This window comes from Streptomyces sp. NPDC126503 (assembly GCF_040302405.1).
Lineage (GTDB): Bacteria > Actinomycetota > Actinomycetes > Streptomycetales > Streptomycetaceae > Streptomyces > Streptomyces gulbargensis.
This window is the reverse complement of the sequence record NZ_JBEORS010000017.1, coordinates 116,783-132,496: the sequence shown is the minus strand read 5'-3', so window position 1 is coordinate 132,496 and position 15,714 is coordinate 116,783. Positions and strand designations below refer to the sequence as shown.

14 protein-coding genes are annotated in these 15,714 nt (G+C 73.8%); 10 read left to right on the top strand and 4 right to left on the bottom strand.

Translation table 11 applies throughout. The features are described 5' to 3' along the window. Positions 1–47: 47 nt before the first annotated feature. Positions 48–959, bottom strand: a complete 912-nt coding sequence (locus ABTY40_RS22155; RefSeq protein ID WP_352061111.1) for a DMT family transporter — start codon at positions 957–959, stop codon at positions 48–50. Between ABTY40_RS22155 and ABTY40_RS22150 the strand changes: the two genes are divergently transcribed. Both ABTY40_RS22150 and ABTY40_RS22145 read left to right on the top strand, forming a co-directional pair. Further along, on the top strand, positions 958–2,430 hold the full coding sequence (locus ABTY40_RS22150; protein WP_352061110.1) for an aminotransferase-like domain-containing protein: 1,473 nt from the start codon (positions 958–960) through the stop codon (positions 2,428–2,430). The two genes, ABTY40_RS22155 and ABTY40_RS22150, sit on opposite strands and share 2 nt — an antisense overlap. 205 nt (positions 2,431–2,635) lie before the next feature. After that, a complete protein-coding gene (locus ABTY40_RS22145; protein ID WP_352061109.1) occupies positions 2,636–3,796 on the top strand; it encodes a methyltransferase in 1,161 nt (386 codons plus the stop codon). A 43-nt stretch (positions 3,797–3,839) separates the two neighbouring features. On the opposite strand, the gene ABTY40_RS22140 is transcribed toward ABTY40_RS22145, so the two are convergent. Together ABTY40_RS22140 and ABTY40_RS22135 are read right to left on the bottom strand one after the other, a co-directional pair. Then, on the bottom strand, positions 3,840–4,244 hold the full coding sequence (locus ABTY40_RS22140; protein WP_352061108.1) for a VOC family protein: 405 nt from the start codon (positions 4,242–4,244) through the stop codon (positions 3,840–3,842). 205 nt (positions 4,245–4,449) lie between these two features. Then, complete coding sequence (locus tag ABTY40_RS22135; protein WP_352061107.1) at positions 4,450–6,048, bottom strand: ABC-F family ATP-binding cassette domain-containing protein; 1,599 nt, start codon at positions 6,046–6,048, stop codon at positions 4,450–4,452. Positions 6,049–6,296: 248 nt separating this feature from the next. Here ABTY40_RS22135 and argC point away from each other — a divergent pair, with 248 nt between their 5' ends. The 5 genes from argC to ABTY40_RS22110 are packed head-to-tail and all read left to right on the top strand — an operon-like array spanning position 6,297 to position 11,181. Then, positions 6,297–7,325 (top strand): N-acetyl-gamma-glutamyl-phosphate reductase, encoded by a 1,029-nt coding sequence (argC, locus tag ABTY40_RS22130; protein WP_352061106.1) that lies wholly within the window; start codon positions 6,297–6,299, stop codon positions 7,323–7,325. Continuing rightward, the gene (gene argJ / locus ABTY40_RS22125; RefSeq protein WP_352061105.1) at positions 7,322–8,488 is read left to right on the top strand and encodes a bifunctional glutamate N-acetyltransferase/amino-acid acetyltransferase ArgJ; all 1,167 of its coding nucleotides are present in this window, start codon (positions 7,322–7,324) and stop codon (positions 8,486–8,488) included. Before argC ends, argJ begins: the two co-directional genes overlap by 4 nt. Beyond that, entirely contained in the window at positions 8,485–9,414 is a 930-nt protein-coding gene (gene argB, locus ABTY40_RS22120; protein ID WP_352061104.1) for an acetylglutamate kinase, read from the top strand. The genes argJ and argB overlap by 4 nt, the downstream gene beginning before the upstream one ends. Continuing rightward, positions 9,411–10,610 carry an acetylornithine transaminase gene (locus tag ABTY40_RS22115; RefSeq protein ID WP_352061103.1) on the top strand — a complete coding sequence of 400 codons (1,200 nt, stop codon included), beginning with the start codon at positions 9,411–9,413 and terminating at the stop codon, positions 10,608–10,610. The genes argB and ABTY40_RS22115 overlap by 4 nt, the downstream gene beginning before the upstream one ends. A gap of 7 nt (positions 10,611–10,617) precedes the next feature. Beyond that, positions 10,618–11,181 (top strand): arginine repressor, encoded by a 564-nt coding sequence (locus ABTY40_RS22110; protein ID WP_309053260.1) that lies wholly within the window; start codon positions 10,618–10,620, stop codon positions 11,179–11,181. Positions 11,182–11,202: 21 nt separating this feature from the next. On the opposite strand, the gene ABTY40_RS22105 is transcribed toward ABTY40_RS22110, so the two are convergent. Beyond that, the gene (locus ABTY40_RS22105) at positions 11,203–11,889 is read right to left on the bottom strand and encodes a L,D-transpeptidase family protein (protein ID WP_352061102.1); all 687 of its coding nucleotides are present in this window, start codon (positions 11,887–11,889) and stop codon (positions 11,203–11,205) included. Between the two features lie 180 nt (positions 11,890–12,069). Between ABTY40_RS22105 and argH the strand changes: the two genes are divergently transcribed. The 3 genes from argH to ABTY40_RS22090 all read left to right on the top strand — a co-directional run bounded on the left by argH (position 12,070) and on the right by ABTY40_RS22090 (position 15,709). Further along, the gene (gene argH, locus ABTY40_RS22100; protein WP_352061101.1) at positions 12,070–13,497 is read left to right on the top strand and encodes an argininosuccinate lyase; all 1,428 of its coding nucleotides are present in this window, start codon (positions 12,070–12,072) and stop codon (positions 13,495–13,497) included. Positions 13,498–13,616: 119 nt separating this feature from the next. Next, positions 13,617–14,168 carry a TetR/AcrR family transcriptional regulator gene (locus tag ABTY40_RS22095; protein WP_345282315.1) on the top strand — a complete coding sequence of 184 codons (552 nt, stop codon included), beginning with the start codon at positions 13,617–13,619 and terminating at the stop codon, positions 14,166–14,168. Beyond that, positions 14,165–15,709 carry an MFS transporter gene (locus ABTY40_RS22090; RefSeq protein ID WP_352061100.1) on the top strand — a complete coding sequence of 515 codons (1,545 nt, stop codon included), beginning with the start codon at positions 14,165–14,167 and terminating at the stop codon, positions 15,707–15,709. The genes ABTY40_RS22095 and ABTY40_RS22090 overlap by 4 nt, the downstream gene beginning before the upstream one ends. The last annotated feature ends 5 nt before the right edge of the window (positions 15,710–15,714 follow it).

The window sequence follows — 15,714 nt, the reverse complement described above, 5'->3', positions numbered from 1 at the left end:
GGAGGGGCTTCCTGCCATTGTCACTCCGCTCACCCCCGGCCGTCGCGTCAGCTCCTGGCCCGCTGGGTGACCGCGATGCAGACGAGGACCCCGCCGGCCGCGAGCGGAGCCGCGAGCGGCAGGTCCTCGCCCAGCAGGAAGACCGACCAGAAGAGGGTGAGCAGCGGCTGGGCGAGCTGGAGCTGGCTCGCCTTCGGGATGCCGATCGCCGCCATGCCCCGGTACCAGACGTACAGGCCGAAGAAGGTCGAACCGGCCGCCACCCACACCAAGCCGATCACGCCGTGGGCGGTGAGGTGCACCGGTTCCAGGGCCAGGCCGACGGCCGAAGCGGGCACCATCAGGGGCAGGCAGAGGACCAGGGCCCAGCCGATGACCTGCCAGCCCGGCATCAGCCGGGCGAGCCGGCCGCCCTCGGTGTACCCGGCCGCGCACACCAGCAGCGCGCCGAAGAGGTACAGGTCGCCGGAGGACAGCGCCCCGCCGCTCTGCTGGACGGTGAAGGCGAGCACCACCGCGGCCCCGGAGACGGCCGCGATCCAGAAGGTACGGGACGGGCGCCGGCCGGTCCGCACCGCGGCGAAGGCCGCCGTGGTGAGCGGCAGCAACCCCACGACGACGGCGGCGTGCGAGGTGGTGGAGGTCTGCAGGGCCAGGGTCGTCAGGAGCGGGAAGCCGATCACCACACCGCCCGCGACCACTGCGAGGCCCGCCCAGTGGCGCCGGTCGGGCAGCGGCACGCGCCCCGCGAGGAGGAAGGCGGCGGCGATCAGGGCGGCCAGGGTCGAGCGGACGGCCACCAGGGACCAGGGCCCGAAGCTCTCGAGTCCCCACACCGTGGACGGGAAGGTCAGCGAGAAGGAGACCACCCCGAGGGCGGCGAGCAGCGTGCCGGTGCTCTGCGGAGAAGCGGCGACCGCTATCGTCTTCGAAGTAGTAGCGCTATTCTGTGCTGTCATGCATGAGCGTAGCAGTGTCGCGGAACTGGCGAAATCCTTGAGAGTGGAGCTCGACCGCTACTCGCCTGGGGGAAAGCTGCCGTCGAGTCGCGCGCTCGTCGAGCGCTACCGGGTCTCCCCGGTCACGGTCACCCGCGCCCTCGCCCAGCTCGCCGCCGAGGGGCTCGTCGTCACCCGCCCCGGCGCCGGAGCCTTCCGCGCCGAACCCCGCACCGCCGCACCCGTCACCGGCGACACCTCCTGGCAGGAGGTCGCCCTCAGCGCCGACACCGCCACCGAACTCGTCCCCCGCTCCGTCGACGCCTCCGGGGTCCTCGCCACCCTCGCCGCGCCCCCGCCCGGTGTCGTCGAGTTCAACGGCGGCTACCTGCACCCCTCCCTCCAGCCCGAGCGCGCTCTCGCCGCCGCCCTCGCCCGAGCGGGCCGCCGGCCCGGCGCCTGGGGGCGCCCGCCCACCGACGGCCTGCCCGAGCTCCGGGCCTGGTTCGCCCGTGAGATCGGCGGCGGCGTCACCGCCGCCGAGATCCTCATCACCGCCGGCGGGCAGTCCGCCCTCACCACCGCCCTGCGGGCCCTCGCCCCGCCCGGCACCCCCGTCCTCGTCGAATCGCCCACCTACCCGGGCATGCTCGCCGTCGCCCGCGCCTCGGGGCTCCGCCCGGTGCCGGTCCCCACCGACGCCGACGGCATCCGCCCCGACCTCCTCGAAGCCGCCTTCCGCGCCACCGGGGCCCGGGTCGTCGTCTGCCAGCCCCTCTTCCAGAATCCGACCGGCGCCGTGCTCGCCCCGGAACGGCGCCGCGAGGTGGTCCGCATCGCCCGCGCCGCCGGCGCCTTCGTCGTCGAGGACGACTTCGCCCGTCGCCTCGTCCACGAGGACGCCGGGCCGCTGCCGCCGCCGCTCGCCGCCGAGGACCCCGACGGCGTCGTCGTGCACGTCTGCTCGCTCACCAAGCCCACCTCGGCCAGCCTCCGCGTCGGCGCGCTGGCCGCCCGCGGACCCGTCCTGGAACGCCTCCGCGCCATCCAGGTCGTCGACAGCTTCTTCGTCCCCCGGCCCCTCCAGGAAGCCGCCCTCGAACTGGTCGGCTCCCCCGCGTGGCCCCGCCACCTGCGCACCGTCTCCCAGGAGCTCAGGAACCGCCGGACCGTCATGACCGGTGCCCTCGCCCACCACCTGCCCTCCCTCGCCCTGCCTCACGTCCCCTCCGGCGGATACCACCTGTGGCTCCGGCTCCCCGACGCCCTGCCGGAGGCCGCCCTCCTGGCCGCCGCCCTGCGGGCCGGCGTCGTGGCCGCCCCCGGTCGCCCGTACTTCTGCGCGGAACCCCCGGCGGGACACCTCCGGCTGAGCTTCGCGGGCGTCGACGGCCCCACGGAGATCGCGGAAGGCGTCCGCCGTCTGAGGACGGCCGTCGACGAACTCACCGGCGGCGCGGGCGCGAGGAGGGCGCAGCACCCCTCGGACTGAGCGCGGGCCGAGGGCGCGGCGGTACGGGGAGGGCGCGGGTGGTACCGCGAGGGGTGCGGGCGGTACGGGGAAGGTGTGGGCGGTCCGGGGGATGCGGGCGGTGCGGCGCGGGGAGGGCGCGCGGGCCGGGGGACAAGGGCCGTGGAGCGGCGCCGGTCGCCGCCGACGCGGGCCGCCGCCGGCGACCGGCTAGCCTGAGAGCACGATGAACCGTCTGACCACGTCATGGGGCACCTTCACCCTCACCCGCCACCCCGAGGACCCGCGCGACCCGCTCCGTGCCTGGGACGCGGCCGACGAATACCTCCTGGGCCACCTCGCCGACACCGGCACCGACCTCTCCGGCACCGTCGCCGTCCTCGGCGACCGCTGGGGCGCCCTCACCACCGCGCTCCACGCCGCCGCGCCCGGCGCCCTCGTCCAGATCTCCGACTCCTACCTCGGCCGCCGGGCCACCCGCGACAACCTCGCGCGCGCCGGCGCCGGCCCGGACGCCGCTCGTCTGCTCACCACCCAGGACCCGCCGCCGGAACGGATCGACGTCCTGATCGTCCGGGTCCCCAAGAGCCTCGCGCTCCTGGAGGACCAGCTGCACCGGCTCGCCCCCGCCGTCCACGAGGGGACCGTGGTCGTCGGCACGGGCATGGTCAAGGAGATCCACACCTCCACCCTCCGCCTCTTCGAGCGGATCCTCGGCCCCACCCGCACCTCCCTCGCGGTCAAGAAGGCCCGGCTGATCCACACCACCCCGGACCCGGCGGCGGACCCGGGCCCGAACCCGTGGCCGTACCGCTACGCCCTCCCCGCCGACATCCCGGAGCCCGCGCTCGCCGGGCGCACCGTCACGAACCACGCCGGCGTCTTCTGCGCCGACCGCCTCGACATCGGCACCCGCTTCCTCCTCGGCCACCTTCCCCGGGGCCTCGGCCGGGCGCGCGTCGCGGACCTGGGCTGTGGCAACGGCGTGGTCGGCCTGGCGGTCGCGCTCACCGAACCCGGCGCCGAACTCGTCTTCACCGACGAGTCCTACCAGGCGGTCGCCTCCGCCGAGGAGAACTTCCGCGCCCACGCCGGCGCCGAGCGCGAGGCGGAGTTCCTCGTCGGAGACGGCCTCGCGGACCTCGCCCCGGGCTCCCTGGACCTGGTCCTGAACAACCCGCCGTTCCACAGCCACCAGGCGACCACCGACCGCACCGCCCGCCGCATGTTCGCCGACGCCCGGCGCGCCCTGCGCCCCGGCGGGGAACTCCGGGTCGTCGGCAACCGGCACCTCGGCTACCACGTCGCCCTGCGCCGGATCTTCGGCAACAGCGAGCTCGTCGCGAGCGGCCCGAAGTTCGTCGTCCTGCGCGCGGTCAAGCGCTGAGCCGTGCCGGGCCCGGGCGTCAGCGCCTCCAGGACCCCGGGGCTCAGTGCCCCCAGGTTCTGGAGCAGAGCACCAGCCGGTAGCCGTCGGGATCGGCGACCGTCACCCCGTACTCCTCCCAGTACGGGTTGTGCGCGGTCACCCGCGTCCCGCCGGCCGCCACCAGCCGCTCCACCTGGTCCTCGCGCACGGGGGCGCCGAGATAGACGACGAACAGGTCCTCGACGGTCGGGACCGGCTCCACGGGCCGCTCGGGATCCCGGGTCAGCTCGAAGTGCCAGGTCCCGTCGGTGAGCCCCACCATGAGCAGGTCGTGCTCCCCCCGGGCCCGGGCGGTGCTGCGCCACAGCACGTCGAGCCCGAGCCCGTCCACGTAGAAGCGTTCGGCGGCGACGAGGTCCCGCGAGGGGCGGGCGACCCGTACCCGGGGCTGCGCATCGATGATCATGCGTCGAGACTAGGCCGCGACAGGCCGTCCCCGCCTCAGGGATCACCCGGGCCGGCCCCCGAACCGGCCCTGATCCCCGGTCAGGGCCGACTCGAACGCCCCCCGGAGGGACCCGCCCCCGGAGGGGCCCGCACCCCCGGAGGGACCCGCCACCCCGGAGGAACCGCTCCCGAGAGCCCCGAGCCCGAGACCCCCGAGGACCACCTCAGGCCAGGGCGACCAGCTCCCGGTACTCCTCGTTCCACAGGTCCTCGTCCGCGTCGGGCAGCAGCAGGACGCGGTCCGGGCGCAGGGCGTCGATCGCGCCCTCGTCGTGGGTCACCATCACGAGGGCACCCGGATAGGTGCCCACGGCGGCCAGCACCTCGTCGCGCGAGGCCGGGTCGAGGTTGTTCGTCGGCTCGTCCAGGAGCAGCACATTGGCCCCGGAGTGGACCAGCGCGGCCAGCGCGAGCCGCGTCTTCTCGCCGCCCGAGAGCACCCCGGCCGGCTTGTCCGCCTCGTCGCCCCGGAACAGGAACGCCCCCAGGACGGTCCGCACCTCACCGTCCGTCAGGGCCGGCGCTGCCGCCGCGAGGTTCTCCCGCACCGTGCGCCCGGGGTCCAGGGTCTCGTGCTCCTGCGCGAAGTATCCGAGCCGCAGCCCGGGTCCGTGGACCACCCGCCCGGCGTCCGGTGTCTCCCGCCCGGCGAGCAGCCGCAGGAGGGTGGTCTTGCCGGCGCCGTTGAGGCCGAGGACGACCAGCCGGGAGCCCCGGTCCACCGCCAGGTCCACCCCGTCGAGCACCGGCCGCCCCCCGTACGCCTTGGTGAGCGAGACGGCGCCCAGCGGCGTCCGGCCGCACGGGGCGGGCTCCGGGAGCCGGATGCGGGCGACCCGCTCGGCCTGCCGCGCGGGGGCGAGCCCTGCGAGCATCCGGTCCGCCCGGCGGGCCATGCTCCGCGCCGTGGTGGCCGTCGCCGCCCGCGCCTTCATCCGCTCCGCCTGGGCGTGCAGCGAGGCCGCCTTCCGCTCGGCGTTGGCCCGTTCCCGTACCCGCCGCCGCTCGCCGGCCTCCCGCTGGGCGAGGTACGCGTCCCAGCCGGTGTTGTGGACGTCGAGCGCGCACCGGGCCGGGTCCAGGTGGAAGACGCGGTTGACGGTCTCGGCGAGCAGCCGGACGTCGTGGCTGATCATCACCAGGCCGCCCCGGTGGGCGGTGAGGAAGCCGCGCAGCCAGCCGATCGAATCGGCGTCCAGGTGGTTGGTCGGCTCGTCGAGCAGCAGGGTGTCCTCGCGGCCGTGCCCGGCGAAGAGGATCCTGGCCAGTTCGACCCGCCGCTTCTGCCCACCGGAGAGCTGCCCCACCGGCCGGTCCATGACCTCCGGAGGCAGGCCGAGTCCGGCGGCGACGCGCGAGGCCTCCGCCTCGGCGGCGTACCCGCCGCGCGCCTGGAACTCGGACTCGGCCCGGTCGTACGCGGCCAGAGCCCCGGCGTCGGCGTGCTCGGCGAGCCGGCGTCCGGCCTCCGCGAGCCGCCGGACCGCGAGGTCCAGGCCGCGCGCGGAGAGGATGCGGTCGGTGACGGTGACCGCCGGATCGGCCGCCCGCGCGTCCTGCGGGAGGTGGCCAACGGAGCCGGTCCGGGTGACGGTTCCGGCGGCCGGGGCGCGCAGCCCGGCCAGGGTGTCGAGGAGGGTGGTCTTGCCCGCTCCGTTGCGGCCGACGAGGCCGACGCGGTCGCCGGGGGCGACGTGGAAGGAGACGCCGGACAGCAGGAGCCGGGCGCCGACGCGCACGTCGGCACCACGAACGGTGATCATGGGGTAACGCTCCGAAAAGGCTTGAGGACACACGGGTGGCGTGGAAGTGGGTCCTCAGCTAGGAAATTCGGGGCGTAGACATGCCCTCCAGGCTAATGGAGGGGCTCACTCGGGGCATCGGATTTTCAATCCCCGTCCCGCGCCGGTGCCGCGCTCCCGCGCCCCGGGTGTCACCGGGTGCCCCACCGTCGTTGCATAAAACTACAGCGAGACGTATAGTCATGCCATTCATGAGGAGGGTTCTTTCGATGACGGTACGAGCAGCAGTGGCGGGTGCGAGCGGCTACGCGGGAGGCGAGCTCCTGCGTCTCCTCCTGGCGCACCCCCACGTCGAGATCGGCACCCTGACCGGCCACTCCAACGCCGGCCAGCGGCTCGGGGCACTCCAGCCCCACCTGCTGCCCCTCGCCGACCGCGTCCTCGCGCCCACCACCGCCGAGGAGCTCGCCGGGCACGACGTCGTCTTCCTCGCCCTGCCGCACGGGCAGTCCGCCGCCGTCGCCGAGCAGCTCGGGCCCGACGTCCTCGTGGTCGACATGGGCGCGGACTTCCGGCTCGAGGAGCCCGCCGACTGGGAGACCTACTACGGCTCCCCGCACGCCGGAACCTGGCCCTACGGCCTCCCCGAACTGCCGGGTGCGCGTGCCGCGCTGGCGGGGTCCAAGCGCGTCGCGGTGCCCGGCTGCTACCCCACCGCCGTCTCGCTCGCCCTCTTCCCGGCGTACGCGGACGGGCTCGCCGAACCCGAGGCCGTGATCGTCGCCGCCTCCGGAACCTCCGGCGCGGGCAAGGCCCTCAAGCCCCACCTGCTCGGCAGCGAGGTCATGGGCAACATGTCGCCCTACGGGGTCGGCGGCGGCCACCGGCACACCCCCGAGATGATCCAGAACCTCAGCGGCCCGGCGGGGGAGCGGGTCACCGTCTCCTTCACGCCCACCCTGGCGCCGATGCCCCGCGGCATCCTCGCCACCTGCACGGCCGCCGCCCGGCCGGGCGTCACCGCCGAGTCCGTACGGGCCGCGTACGAGAAGGCGTATGCCGACGAGCCGTTCGTCCACCTGCTGCCGGAGGGGCAGTGGCCGGCGACCGCGTCCGTGCACGGTTCCAACGCCGTTCACGTCCAGGTCGCCCTCGACGCGAACGCGCACCGGATCATCGCGATCAGCGCCATCGACAACCTCACCAAGGGCACCGCCGGCGGCGCGGTGCAGAGCATGAACATCGCCCTCGGCCTCCCCGAGGACACCGGACTTTCCACGATTGGAGTCGCTCCATGAGCGTCACCGCAGCGCAGGGATTCACGGCGGCGGGCATCGCCGCCGGGATCAAGCAGAACGGCAACCCGGACCTGGCCCTCGTGGTCAACACCGGGCCGCGCCGCGCCGCCGCGGGCGTCTTCACCTCCAACCGCGTCAAGGCCGCCCCCGTCCTCTGGTCCCAGCAGGTCCTCGCCGACGGCGAGCTGACCGCCGTCGTCCTCAACTCCGGCGGCGCGAACGCCTGCACCGGCCCGCAGGGCTTCCAGGACACCCACGCCACCGCCGAGAAGGTCGCCGAGGTGCTCAGCGCCCGCGGCACGGAGACCGGCGCCGGGGACGTCGCCGTCGCCTCCACCGGCCTCATCGGCGTCCTCCTGCCCATGGACAAGCTCCTCCCCGGCGTCGAGAAGGCCGCGGCCGAACTCTCCGCGCACGGCGGCGAGAAGGCCGCCATCGCCATCAAGACCACCGACACCGTCCACAAGACCGCCGTCGTCGGCCGGGACGGCTGGACCGTCGGCGGCATGGCCAAGGGCGCCGGCATGCTCGCCCCGGGCCTCGCCACCATGCTCGTCGTCCTCACCACCGACGCCGACGTGGACTCCGCGGCCCTCGACAGCGCCCTGCGCGACGCCACCCGCGTCACCTTCGACCGGGTCGACTCCGACGGCTGCATGTCCACCAACGACACCGTGCTGCTCCTCGCCTCCGGTGCCTCCGGCATCGCCCCCGCCCAGGACGAGTTCGCCGAGGCCGTACGGGCCGTCTGCGACGACCTCGGCCGCCAGCTCATCGGCGACGCCGAGGGCGCCAGCAAGGACATCAAGGTCGAGGTGATCAACGCCGCCACCGAGGAGGACGCCGTCGAGGTGGGCCGCTCCATCGCCCGCAACAACCTCCTCAAGTGCGCCCTCCACGGCGAGGACCCCAACTGGGGCCGGGTGCTCTCCGCCATCGGCACCACCTCCGCCGCCTTCGAGCCCGACCGCCTCAACGTCGCCATCAACGGCGTCTGGGTCTGCCGGAACGGCTCGGTCGGCGAGGACCGCGACCTCGTCGACATGCGCTACCGGGAGGTCGTGATCACCGCCGACCTCGCCGCCGGCACCGCCTCCGCCGTCATCTGGACCAACGACCTCACCGCCGACTACGTCCACGAGAACAGCGCCTACTCGTCATGACCAACGCCACGCGGAAGCACACCGCGCTCCCCAAGGCCGAGATCCTCATCGAGGCGCTGCCCTGGCTCACCCGGCACCACGGCAAGACCGTCGTCATCAAGTTCGGCGGCAACGCCATGGTCGACGAGGAGCTCAAGGCCGCCTTCGCCCAGGACGTCGTCTTCCTGCGCCACGCCGGCCTCAAGCCGGTCGTCGTGCACGGGGGCGGCCCCCAGATCAGCGCCGCCCTCGACCGGCACGGCCTGGTCAGCGAGTTCCGGGCCGGCCTGCGGGTGACGACCCCCGAGGCCATGGACGTCGTACGGATGGTCCTCGCCGGCCAGGTCCAGCGCGAGCTCGTCGGGCTGCTCAACCAGCACGGTCCGCTCGCCGTCGGTCTCACCGGCGAGGACGCCCACACCATCACCGCCACCCGCCACCGGCCGGTGATCGACGGCGAGGCCGTCGACATCGGCCGGGTCGGCGAGATCACCGCCATCGACACCGGCGCCATCGAGGCGCTTCTGGAGGACGGCCGGATCCCGGTCATCTCCTCCATCGCACGCTCCCAGGACGACGGACATGTCTACAACGTCAATGCTGATACGGCGGCTGCGGCTCTCGCTGCGGCGCTGGGTGCCGAGACCCTGATGGTCCTGACCGACGTCGAGGGCCTCTACGAGGACTGGCCGAACAGCGACGAGGTCATCAGCCGGCTCACCGCGAGCCAGCTGGAGAAGCTGCTGCCCGAGCTCTCCAGCGGCATGGTCCCCAAGATGGAGGGCTGCCTGCACGCCGTACGGAACGGGGTCACCACGGCCCGCGTCATCGACGGCCGGGTCCAGCACTCCATCCTGCTGGAGATCTTCACCGACGAGGGCATCGGCACGATGGTCGTGCCCGACGGAACCACCGACCGGCGGCGCGCCACCCAGGGGGAGTCATGAGCGGCAACCAGGAACTGACCGAGCGGTGGCAGGGCTCGCTCATGGACAACTACGGCACCCCCCGGCTGCCGCTCGTCCGCGGCGAGGGCGCCCGGGTCTGGGACGCCGACGGCAAGGAGTACCTGGACTTCGTCGGCGGCATCGCCGTCAACGCCCTCGGCCACGGCCATCCGGCCGTCGTCGAGGCCGTCGGTCGGCAGATCGGCAGGCTCGGCCACGTCTCCAACCTCTTCGTCGCCGAACCGCCCGTCGCCCTCGCCGAGCGCCTCCTCGGCCTCTTCGGCCGGCCCGGCCGCGTCTTCTTCTGCAACTCCGGCGCCGAGGCCAACGAGGCCGCGTTCAAGATCGGCCGGCTCACCGGCCGCCGCCACATGGTCGCCACCGACGGCGGCTTCCACGGCCGCACCATGGGCTCGCTCGCCCTCACCGGCCAGCCCGGCAAGCAGGACCCCTTCCTGCCGCTGCCCGGCGACGTCACCCACGTCCCGTACGGCGACGCCGAGGCGCTGCGGGCCGCGGTCACCGAGGACACCGCCTTCGTGATCATCGAGCCCGTCCAGGGCGAGAACGGCGTCGTCGTCCCGCCCGCCGGCTACCTCCGGGCGGCCCGGGAGATCACCCGCGCCACCGGCACGCTCCTCGTCCTCGACGAGGTGCAGACCGGCGTCGGACGCTGCGGCCACTGGTTCGAGCACCAGGCGCACGAGGGCGTCGACCCCGATGTCGTCACCCTCGCCAAGGGCCTCGGCGGCGGCCTTCCGCTCGGCGCGACCGTCGCCTTCGGCCCGGCGGCGGAGCTGTTCGGCCCCGGTCACCACGGCACCACCTTCGGCGGCAACCCGGTCGCCTGCGCCGCCGGCCTCGCCGTCCTGGACACCCTCGCCGCCGATGCCGCCCTCGACCACGTGAAGGCGGTCGGCGAGCGGCTGCGGAGCGGAATCGAGGCCCTGGGCCACCCGTTGGTCTCCCACGTCCGTGGCGCGGGTCTGCTCCTGGGTATCGTGCTCACCGGGCCCCTCGCACCCCAGGTGCAGCAGGCGGCCCAGGACGCCGGCCTCCTGGTGAACGCGCCCGCGCCCGACGTCGTACGGATCATGCCTCCGCTGGTCCTCACCGACGCCGAGGCCGACGCCTTCCTCCGGGCGCTGCCCGGCGCCCTGGACGTGGCGAACGGGCAAGGACGAAGCGGAGAATGAGACGACGATGACCGACGCGCAGGAGAACCAGCACTGGGGAACCCCCCAGGCGGAGCCTGGAGCAGGACCGTCCGTTCCGCAGACCCGTACCGCCCGCCACCGCAGGATCGTCGACATCCTCAACCGGCAGCCGGTGCGCTCGCAGAGCCAGCTCGCCAAACTCCTCGCCGACGACGGGCTGAGCGTCACGCAGGCGACGCTCTCCCGCGACCTGGACGAACTGGGCGCGGTGAAGATCCGCAACACGGGCGGCGAGCTGATCTACGCGGTGCCCAGCGAGGGCGGTTTCCGCACCCCGCAGGCCCCCCTCGGCGAGTCCGCCAAGGAGGAGCGGATGCGCCGCCTCTCCGGCGAGCTGCTGATCTCCGCCGAGGCCTCCGCCAATCTGGTCGTCCTGCGGACCCCGCCGGGCGCCGCCCAGTTCCTCGCGTCGGCCATCGACCAGGCCGAACTCCACGCCATCCTCGGCACGATCGCGGGTGACGACACCCTGCTGCTCATCTCCCGCGATCCGGCCGGCGGCCAGGCCCTGGCCGACCACCTGCTGCGCCTCGCGCAGAAGGAGCGCTGACCCGCTCCCGTACCAGGTCTCTCAGTACCGTGTGATCGCCGTCGGACCGCTGCGCGTTCCGACGGCGATGTGCGGTCGGCGCGCCGGATCCGCCCAGTCCAGGATCGCGCGCATCGCCTCCTCCGGTACGGACACACAACCGGCCGTCGCGCCCCGCCCGTTGACGTGCAGGAAGATCCCGGCACCACGACCGCGCACCGGACGGTCGTAGTTGAAGCCGATGACCAGCGCGTGGGCGTACTGCGCGCGGTACGTGACGAGGTGTTCGGCCTCGGCGGCGCGGCAGTCCGGCGGCAGCCCCTCGACCCAGCGGTTGTACGTACGCGCCTCGTTGTCCTGGCACCACCAGGAGCGGTCGGTCACCCTGCGGTAGCGGTAGGCCGTGCCCCCGGGCGGGGGAGCGACGCCGAAGGCGTACGGGAGCCGGTAGAGCCCCGTCGGCGTCGTGTTCGTGCCCTGCCGCCGGGTGGTGCCCTCCGTGAGCCCGCCGGCCCCGAAACGGGCGGGCGCGGACCCCGCCCTGACCCAGCGCCCGCCGCGCCGGTCCCACCAGCTCACCGTCCCCGTGGTGGATCCCGTCTCCGGGGCCTGGGCCGTGATGAGCTGGGAACCGCCGCCGGTGTCCGCCATGCGCGCGGGCAGCGGGACCGGAGGCGGCGCCGCCCCGAGGGACAGCAGGGCGGCGCCGAGTACGAGAAGGATGCGCATGCGGCGACGCTAGGCGCGCCCGGACCCCCGCGCACGGCGTACGGGGCTGTTCGGCGGGCCCGGCCCGGCCCTCACCCGGAGGGGGACCGGCGGATTGACGAATCATGCATCACTCTGCATACTCATGCATAACGTGGTCGCGGTCCACGATCACCCCGCGTTCGACTGAGGAGCACAGCTGTGAGCAGCAACAACGGTGACGTCCGGCTCTGGGGCGGCCGGTTCGCCGACGGTCCCGCCGAGGCCCTGGCGAAGCTGTCCGCGTCGGTCCACTTCGACTGGCGGCTGGCGCCGTACGACATCGCCGGTTCCCGTGCCCACGCGCGCGTGCTCCACTCCGCCGGGCTGCTCACCAAGGACGAGCTGACCCGCATGCTGGCAGGTCTCGACCGCCTGGAGGCGGACGTCGCCGACGGCTCCTTCGTCGGGACCGTCGCCGACGAGGACGTCCACACCGCCCTGGAGCGGGGCCTCCTGGAGCGCCTCGGCCCGGATCTCGGCGGCAAGCTGCGCGCCGGCCGGTCCCGGAACGACCAGGTCGCGACCCTCTTCCGGATGTACCTGCGCGACCACGCCCGCATCATCGGCGGCCTCGTCGCCGACCTCCAGGACGCCCTGGTCGGCCTCGCGGAGGCGCACCCGGACGTGGCCATGCCCGGCCGCACCCACCTCCAGCACGCCCAGCCCGTGCTGTTCGCCCACCATGTCCTCGCGCACGTCCAGGCCCTCTCCCGGGACGCCGAGCGCCTGCGGCAGTGGGACACCCGGACCGCCGTCTCCCCGTACGGCTCCGGCGCCCTGGCCGGCTCCTCGCTGGGGCTCGACCCGGAGGCGGTGGCGAAGGACCTGGGCTTCGAACGGGGCTCGGCCGGAAACTCGATCGACGGCACGGCCTCCCGCGACTTCGTCGCCGAGTTCGCCTTCATCACCGCCATGATCGGCGTCAACCTCTCGCGGATCGCGGAGGAGATCATCCTCTGGAACACGAAGGAGTTCTCCTTCGTCACCCTCCACGACGCCTTCTCCACCGGCTCCTCGATCATGCCGCAGAAGAAGAACCCGGACATCGCCGAACTGGCCCGGGGCAAGTCCGGCCGTCTCATCGGCAACCTCTCCGGTCTGCTGGCCACCCTCAAGGCGCTCCCGCTCGCCTACAACCGCGACCTCCAGGAGGACAAGGAGCCCGTCTTCGACTCCTGCGACCAGCTGGAGGTCCTGCTGCCCGCCTTCACCGGCATGATGGCGACGCTCACGGTCAACCGGGAGCGGATGGAGGAGCTGGCCCCGGCCGGGTTCTCGCTCGCGACCGACATCGCGGAGTGGCTGGTCAAGCAGGGTGTGCCCTTCCGGGTGGCGCACGAGGTGGCGGGCGAGTGCGTGAAGGTCGCCGAGTCCGAGGGCAAGGAGCTGGACGAGCTGACCGACGAGCAGTTCGCCAAGATCTCCGAGCACCTCACCCCCGAGGTGCGGACCGTCCTCAACGTGCCGGGCGCCCTCGCCTCCCGTGACGGCCGGGGCGGCACGGCCCCCTCGGCGGTCGCCGCCCAGCTCGTGGAGGTCAAGGCCGACCTGGTGATCCAGCACGCCTGGGCGAACGCCAAGAAGTGACCCCGGACCGCGCCGTGCGCCGGTCCCGAAGCGCCGCCGTCCTCCTCCGGGAGGGCGGCGGCGCTTTTTCGTGACTCGACAATGAGACATTGATGTCTCATTTGGTGTACCGTTGTCTCATGTCCGTCGATCGCATCCAGGTGCTCCGCGCCGCCGCCGCCCTGCTGTCCCGCAAAGCGACCGCCACCATGGACGAGGTCGCGCGGGCCGCCGGCATCGGCCGCGCCACCCTCCACCGACACTTCGCCGGCCGGGACGCCCTGGTGCGGGCCCTGGAGGACCTCGGGCTCCAGGAGATGCAGGCCGCCCTCGACCGGGCCGGGATCGACACCGGCCCCGCCGACGCGGCCGTCCGCAGACTCGTCGCCGAGACCGAGGCCGTCGCCCCCCTGCTCTCCTTCCTCGTCACCGAGAACCAGCTGTTCGAGGGCGAGGAGCAGAACGAGGGCTGGGCCCGCCTCGACGCCCGCGTGTCCGCGCTGTTCCGGCGCGGTCAGGAACAGGGCGTCTTCCGGATCGACCTGAGCCCCGCCTGGCTCTGCGAGGCTCTCTACGGACTCGTCGGAGCCGGCGCCTGGGCCGTCCAGGACGGCCGGGTCGCCGCCAAGGACTTTTCGTACATGATCGCCGAGCTGCTGCTCGGCGGAGCGCGCAGGAGCGTGGAGAAGTGACCACCAGCACCCTCAGGACCCCCGGCCATACCGAGGGCGTGCACCGCCCCGGCCGGTGGCTCGCCCTTTCCGTCCTCGTCCTGGCCGTTCTGCTCGTGGCGGTCGACGCCACGGTGCTCGGCCTCGCGACCCCCTTCCTCTCCGAGGACCTCGAGCCGACCGGCACCCAGCTGCTCTGGATCGGCGACGTCTACTCGTTCGTCATCGCCGGACTGCTCGTCTCCATGGGCAGTCTCGGCGACCGCGTCGGCCGCAAGAAGCTGCTCCTCGTCGGCGCCACGGCCTTCGGCGCCGTCTCGGTGCTCAACGCCTACGCGACCAGCCCCGAGATGATGATCCTCGCGCGGGCCCTGCTCGGCGTCGCGGGCGCCACCCTGATGCCCTCCACCCTCGCGCTCATCCGCAACCTCTTCCACGACCCGCGCGAGCGCAGCCTCGCCATCGGCATCTGGGGCGCCATGGCCTCGGCCGGCGCCGCCGTCGGCCCGGTCGTCGGCGGATTCCTCCTGGAGCACTTCTGGTGGGGCTCGGTCTTCCTCATCAACCTGCCGGTCATGGCCGTCCTCGTCCTCGTCGGCGTCCGGCTCATCCCCGAGTCGAAGAACCCGCGGCCGGGCCCCTGGGACCTGCCCAGCGTCGGCCTGTCCCTCGTCGGCATGATCGGCGTCGTCTACGCGATCAAGGAGACGGCCTCGCACGGCCTCTCCCTGGACGCGGCCCTCGCCGGCCTCGCCGGAGCCGGCGGCCTCGCCTGGTTCGTCCGCCGGCAGCTCACCCTGCCCGCCCCGCTGCTCGACATGCGCCTCTTCCGCCACCGGGGCTTCTCGGCGGCCGTCCTCGCGGACCTGCTCACCATCCTGGGCCTGTCCGGACTGGTCTTCTTCCTGTCCCAGTTCTTCCAGCTGGTCCAGGGCCGCCAGCCGCTGGAGGCCGGTCTCGCCGAACTGCCCGCCGCCGTCGGCGCGGTGACCGCCGGTCTGGTCGCGGGCCGGGCCGCCCGCCGCTTCTCCGTGCGGTCCGTGGTCGCCACCGGCCTCGGCGCGGTCGGCCTGGCGCTCGCCGTCCTGACCGCCCTCGGCCGCACCACCGGCTATCCGCTGCTCGGCGCGAGCCTCCTGGTCGTCGGCGTGGGCGCGGGCCTCGCCTTCACCGTCACCGCCGACGTCATCCTCTCCAGCGTCCCCAAGGAGCAGGCCGGCTCCGCCTCCGCCGTCTCCGAGACCGCGTACGAACTCGGCGCGGCGCTCGGCATCGCCGTCCTCGGCTCGATCGTGACCGGCGTCTACCGGGACTTCGTGACCCCGGCCGGCGTCCCGGCACCGACCGCGGCAGCCGCCCACGAATCGCTCGGCGGTGCCGTCGAGGCCTCCGCGGGCCTCGCGCCCGGCACCGCGAACGCCCTGGTCGGCGCCGCCCAGGAGGCCTTCGTGGACGGCCTGCGCATCGCCGCCGGCGTAGGCGCCGCGGTCCTCCTCGCCACCGCCGTGGCCGCCTGGTTCCTGCTCAAGGGCCAGCGCCTGGAGGACGGTTCCGGCCACTGACGCGC

Coding starts and splice junctions, on each gene's coding strand:
- ABTY40_RS22150 (WP_352061110.1), top strand. CDS start 958: ATGCATGAGCGTAGCAGTGTCGCGGAACTGGCGAAATCCTTGAGAGTG.
- ABTY40_RS22155 (WP_352061111.1), bottom strand. CDS start 959: ATGACAGCACAGAATAGCGCTACTACTTCGAAGACGATAGCGGTCGCC.
- ABTY40_RS22145 (WP_352061109.1), top strand. CDS start 2,636: ATGAACCGTCTGACCACGTCATGGGGCACCTTCACCCTCACCCGCCAC.
- ABTY40_RS22140 (WP_352061108.1), bottom strand. CDS start 4,244: ATGATCATCGATGCGCAGCCCCGGGTACGGGTCGCCCGCCCCTCGCGG.
- ABTY40_RS22135 (WP_352061107.1), bottom strand. CDS start 6,048: ATGATCACCGTTCGTGGTGCCGACGTGCGCGTCGGCGCCCGGCTCCTG.
- argC (WP_352061106.1), top strand. CDS start 6,297: ATGACGGTACGAGCAGCAGTGGCGGGTGCGAGCGGCTACGCGGGAGGC.
- argJ (WP_352061105.1), top strand. CDS start 7,322: ATGAGCGTCACCGCAGCGCAGGGATTCACGGCGGCGGGCATCGCCGCC.
- argB (WP_352061104.1), top strand. CDS start 8,485: ATGACCAACGCCACGCGGAAGCACACCGCGCTCCCCAAGGCCGAGATC.
- ABTY40_RS22115 (WP_352061103.1), top strand. CDS start 9,411: ATGAGCGGCAACCAGGAACTGACCGAGCGGTGGCAGGGCTCGCTCATG.
- ABTY40_RS22110 (WP_309053260.1), top strand. CDS start 10,618: ATGACCGACGCGCAGGAGAACCAGCACTGGGGAACCCCCCAGGCGGAG.
- ABTY40_RS22105 (WP_352061102.1), bottom strand. CDS start 11,889: ATGCGCATCCTTCTCGTACTCGGCGCCGCCCTGCTGTCCCTCGGGGCG.
- ABTY40_RS22095 (WP_345282315.1), top strand. CDS start 13,617: ATGTCCGTCGATCGCATCCAGGTGCTCCGCGCCGCCGCCGCCCTGCTG.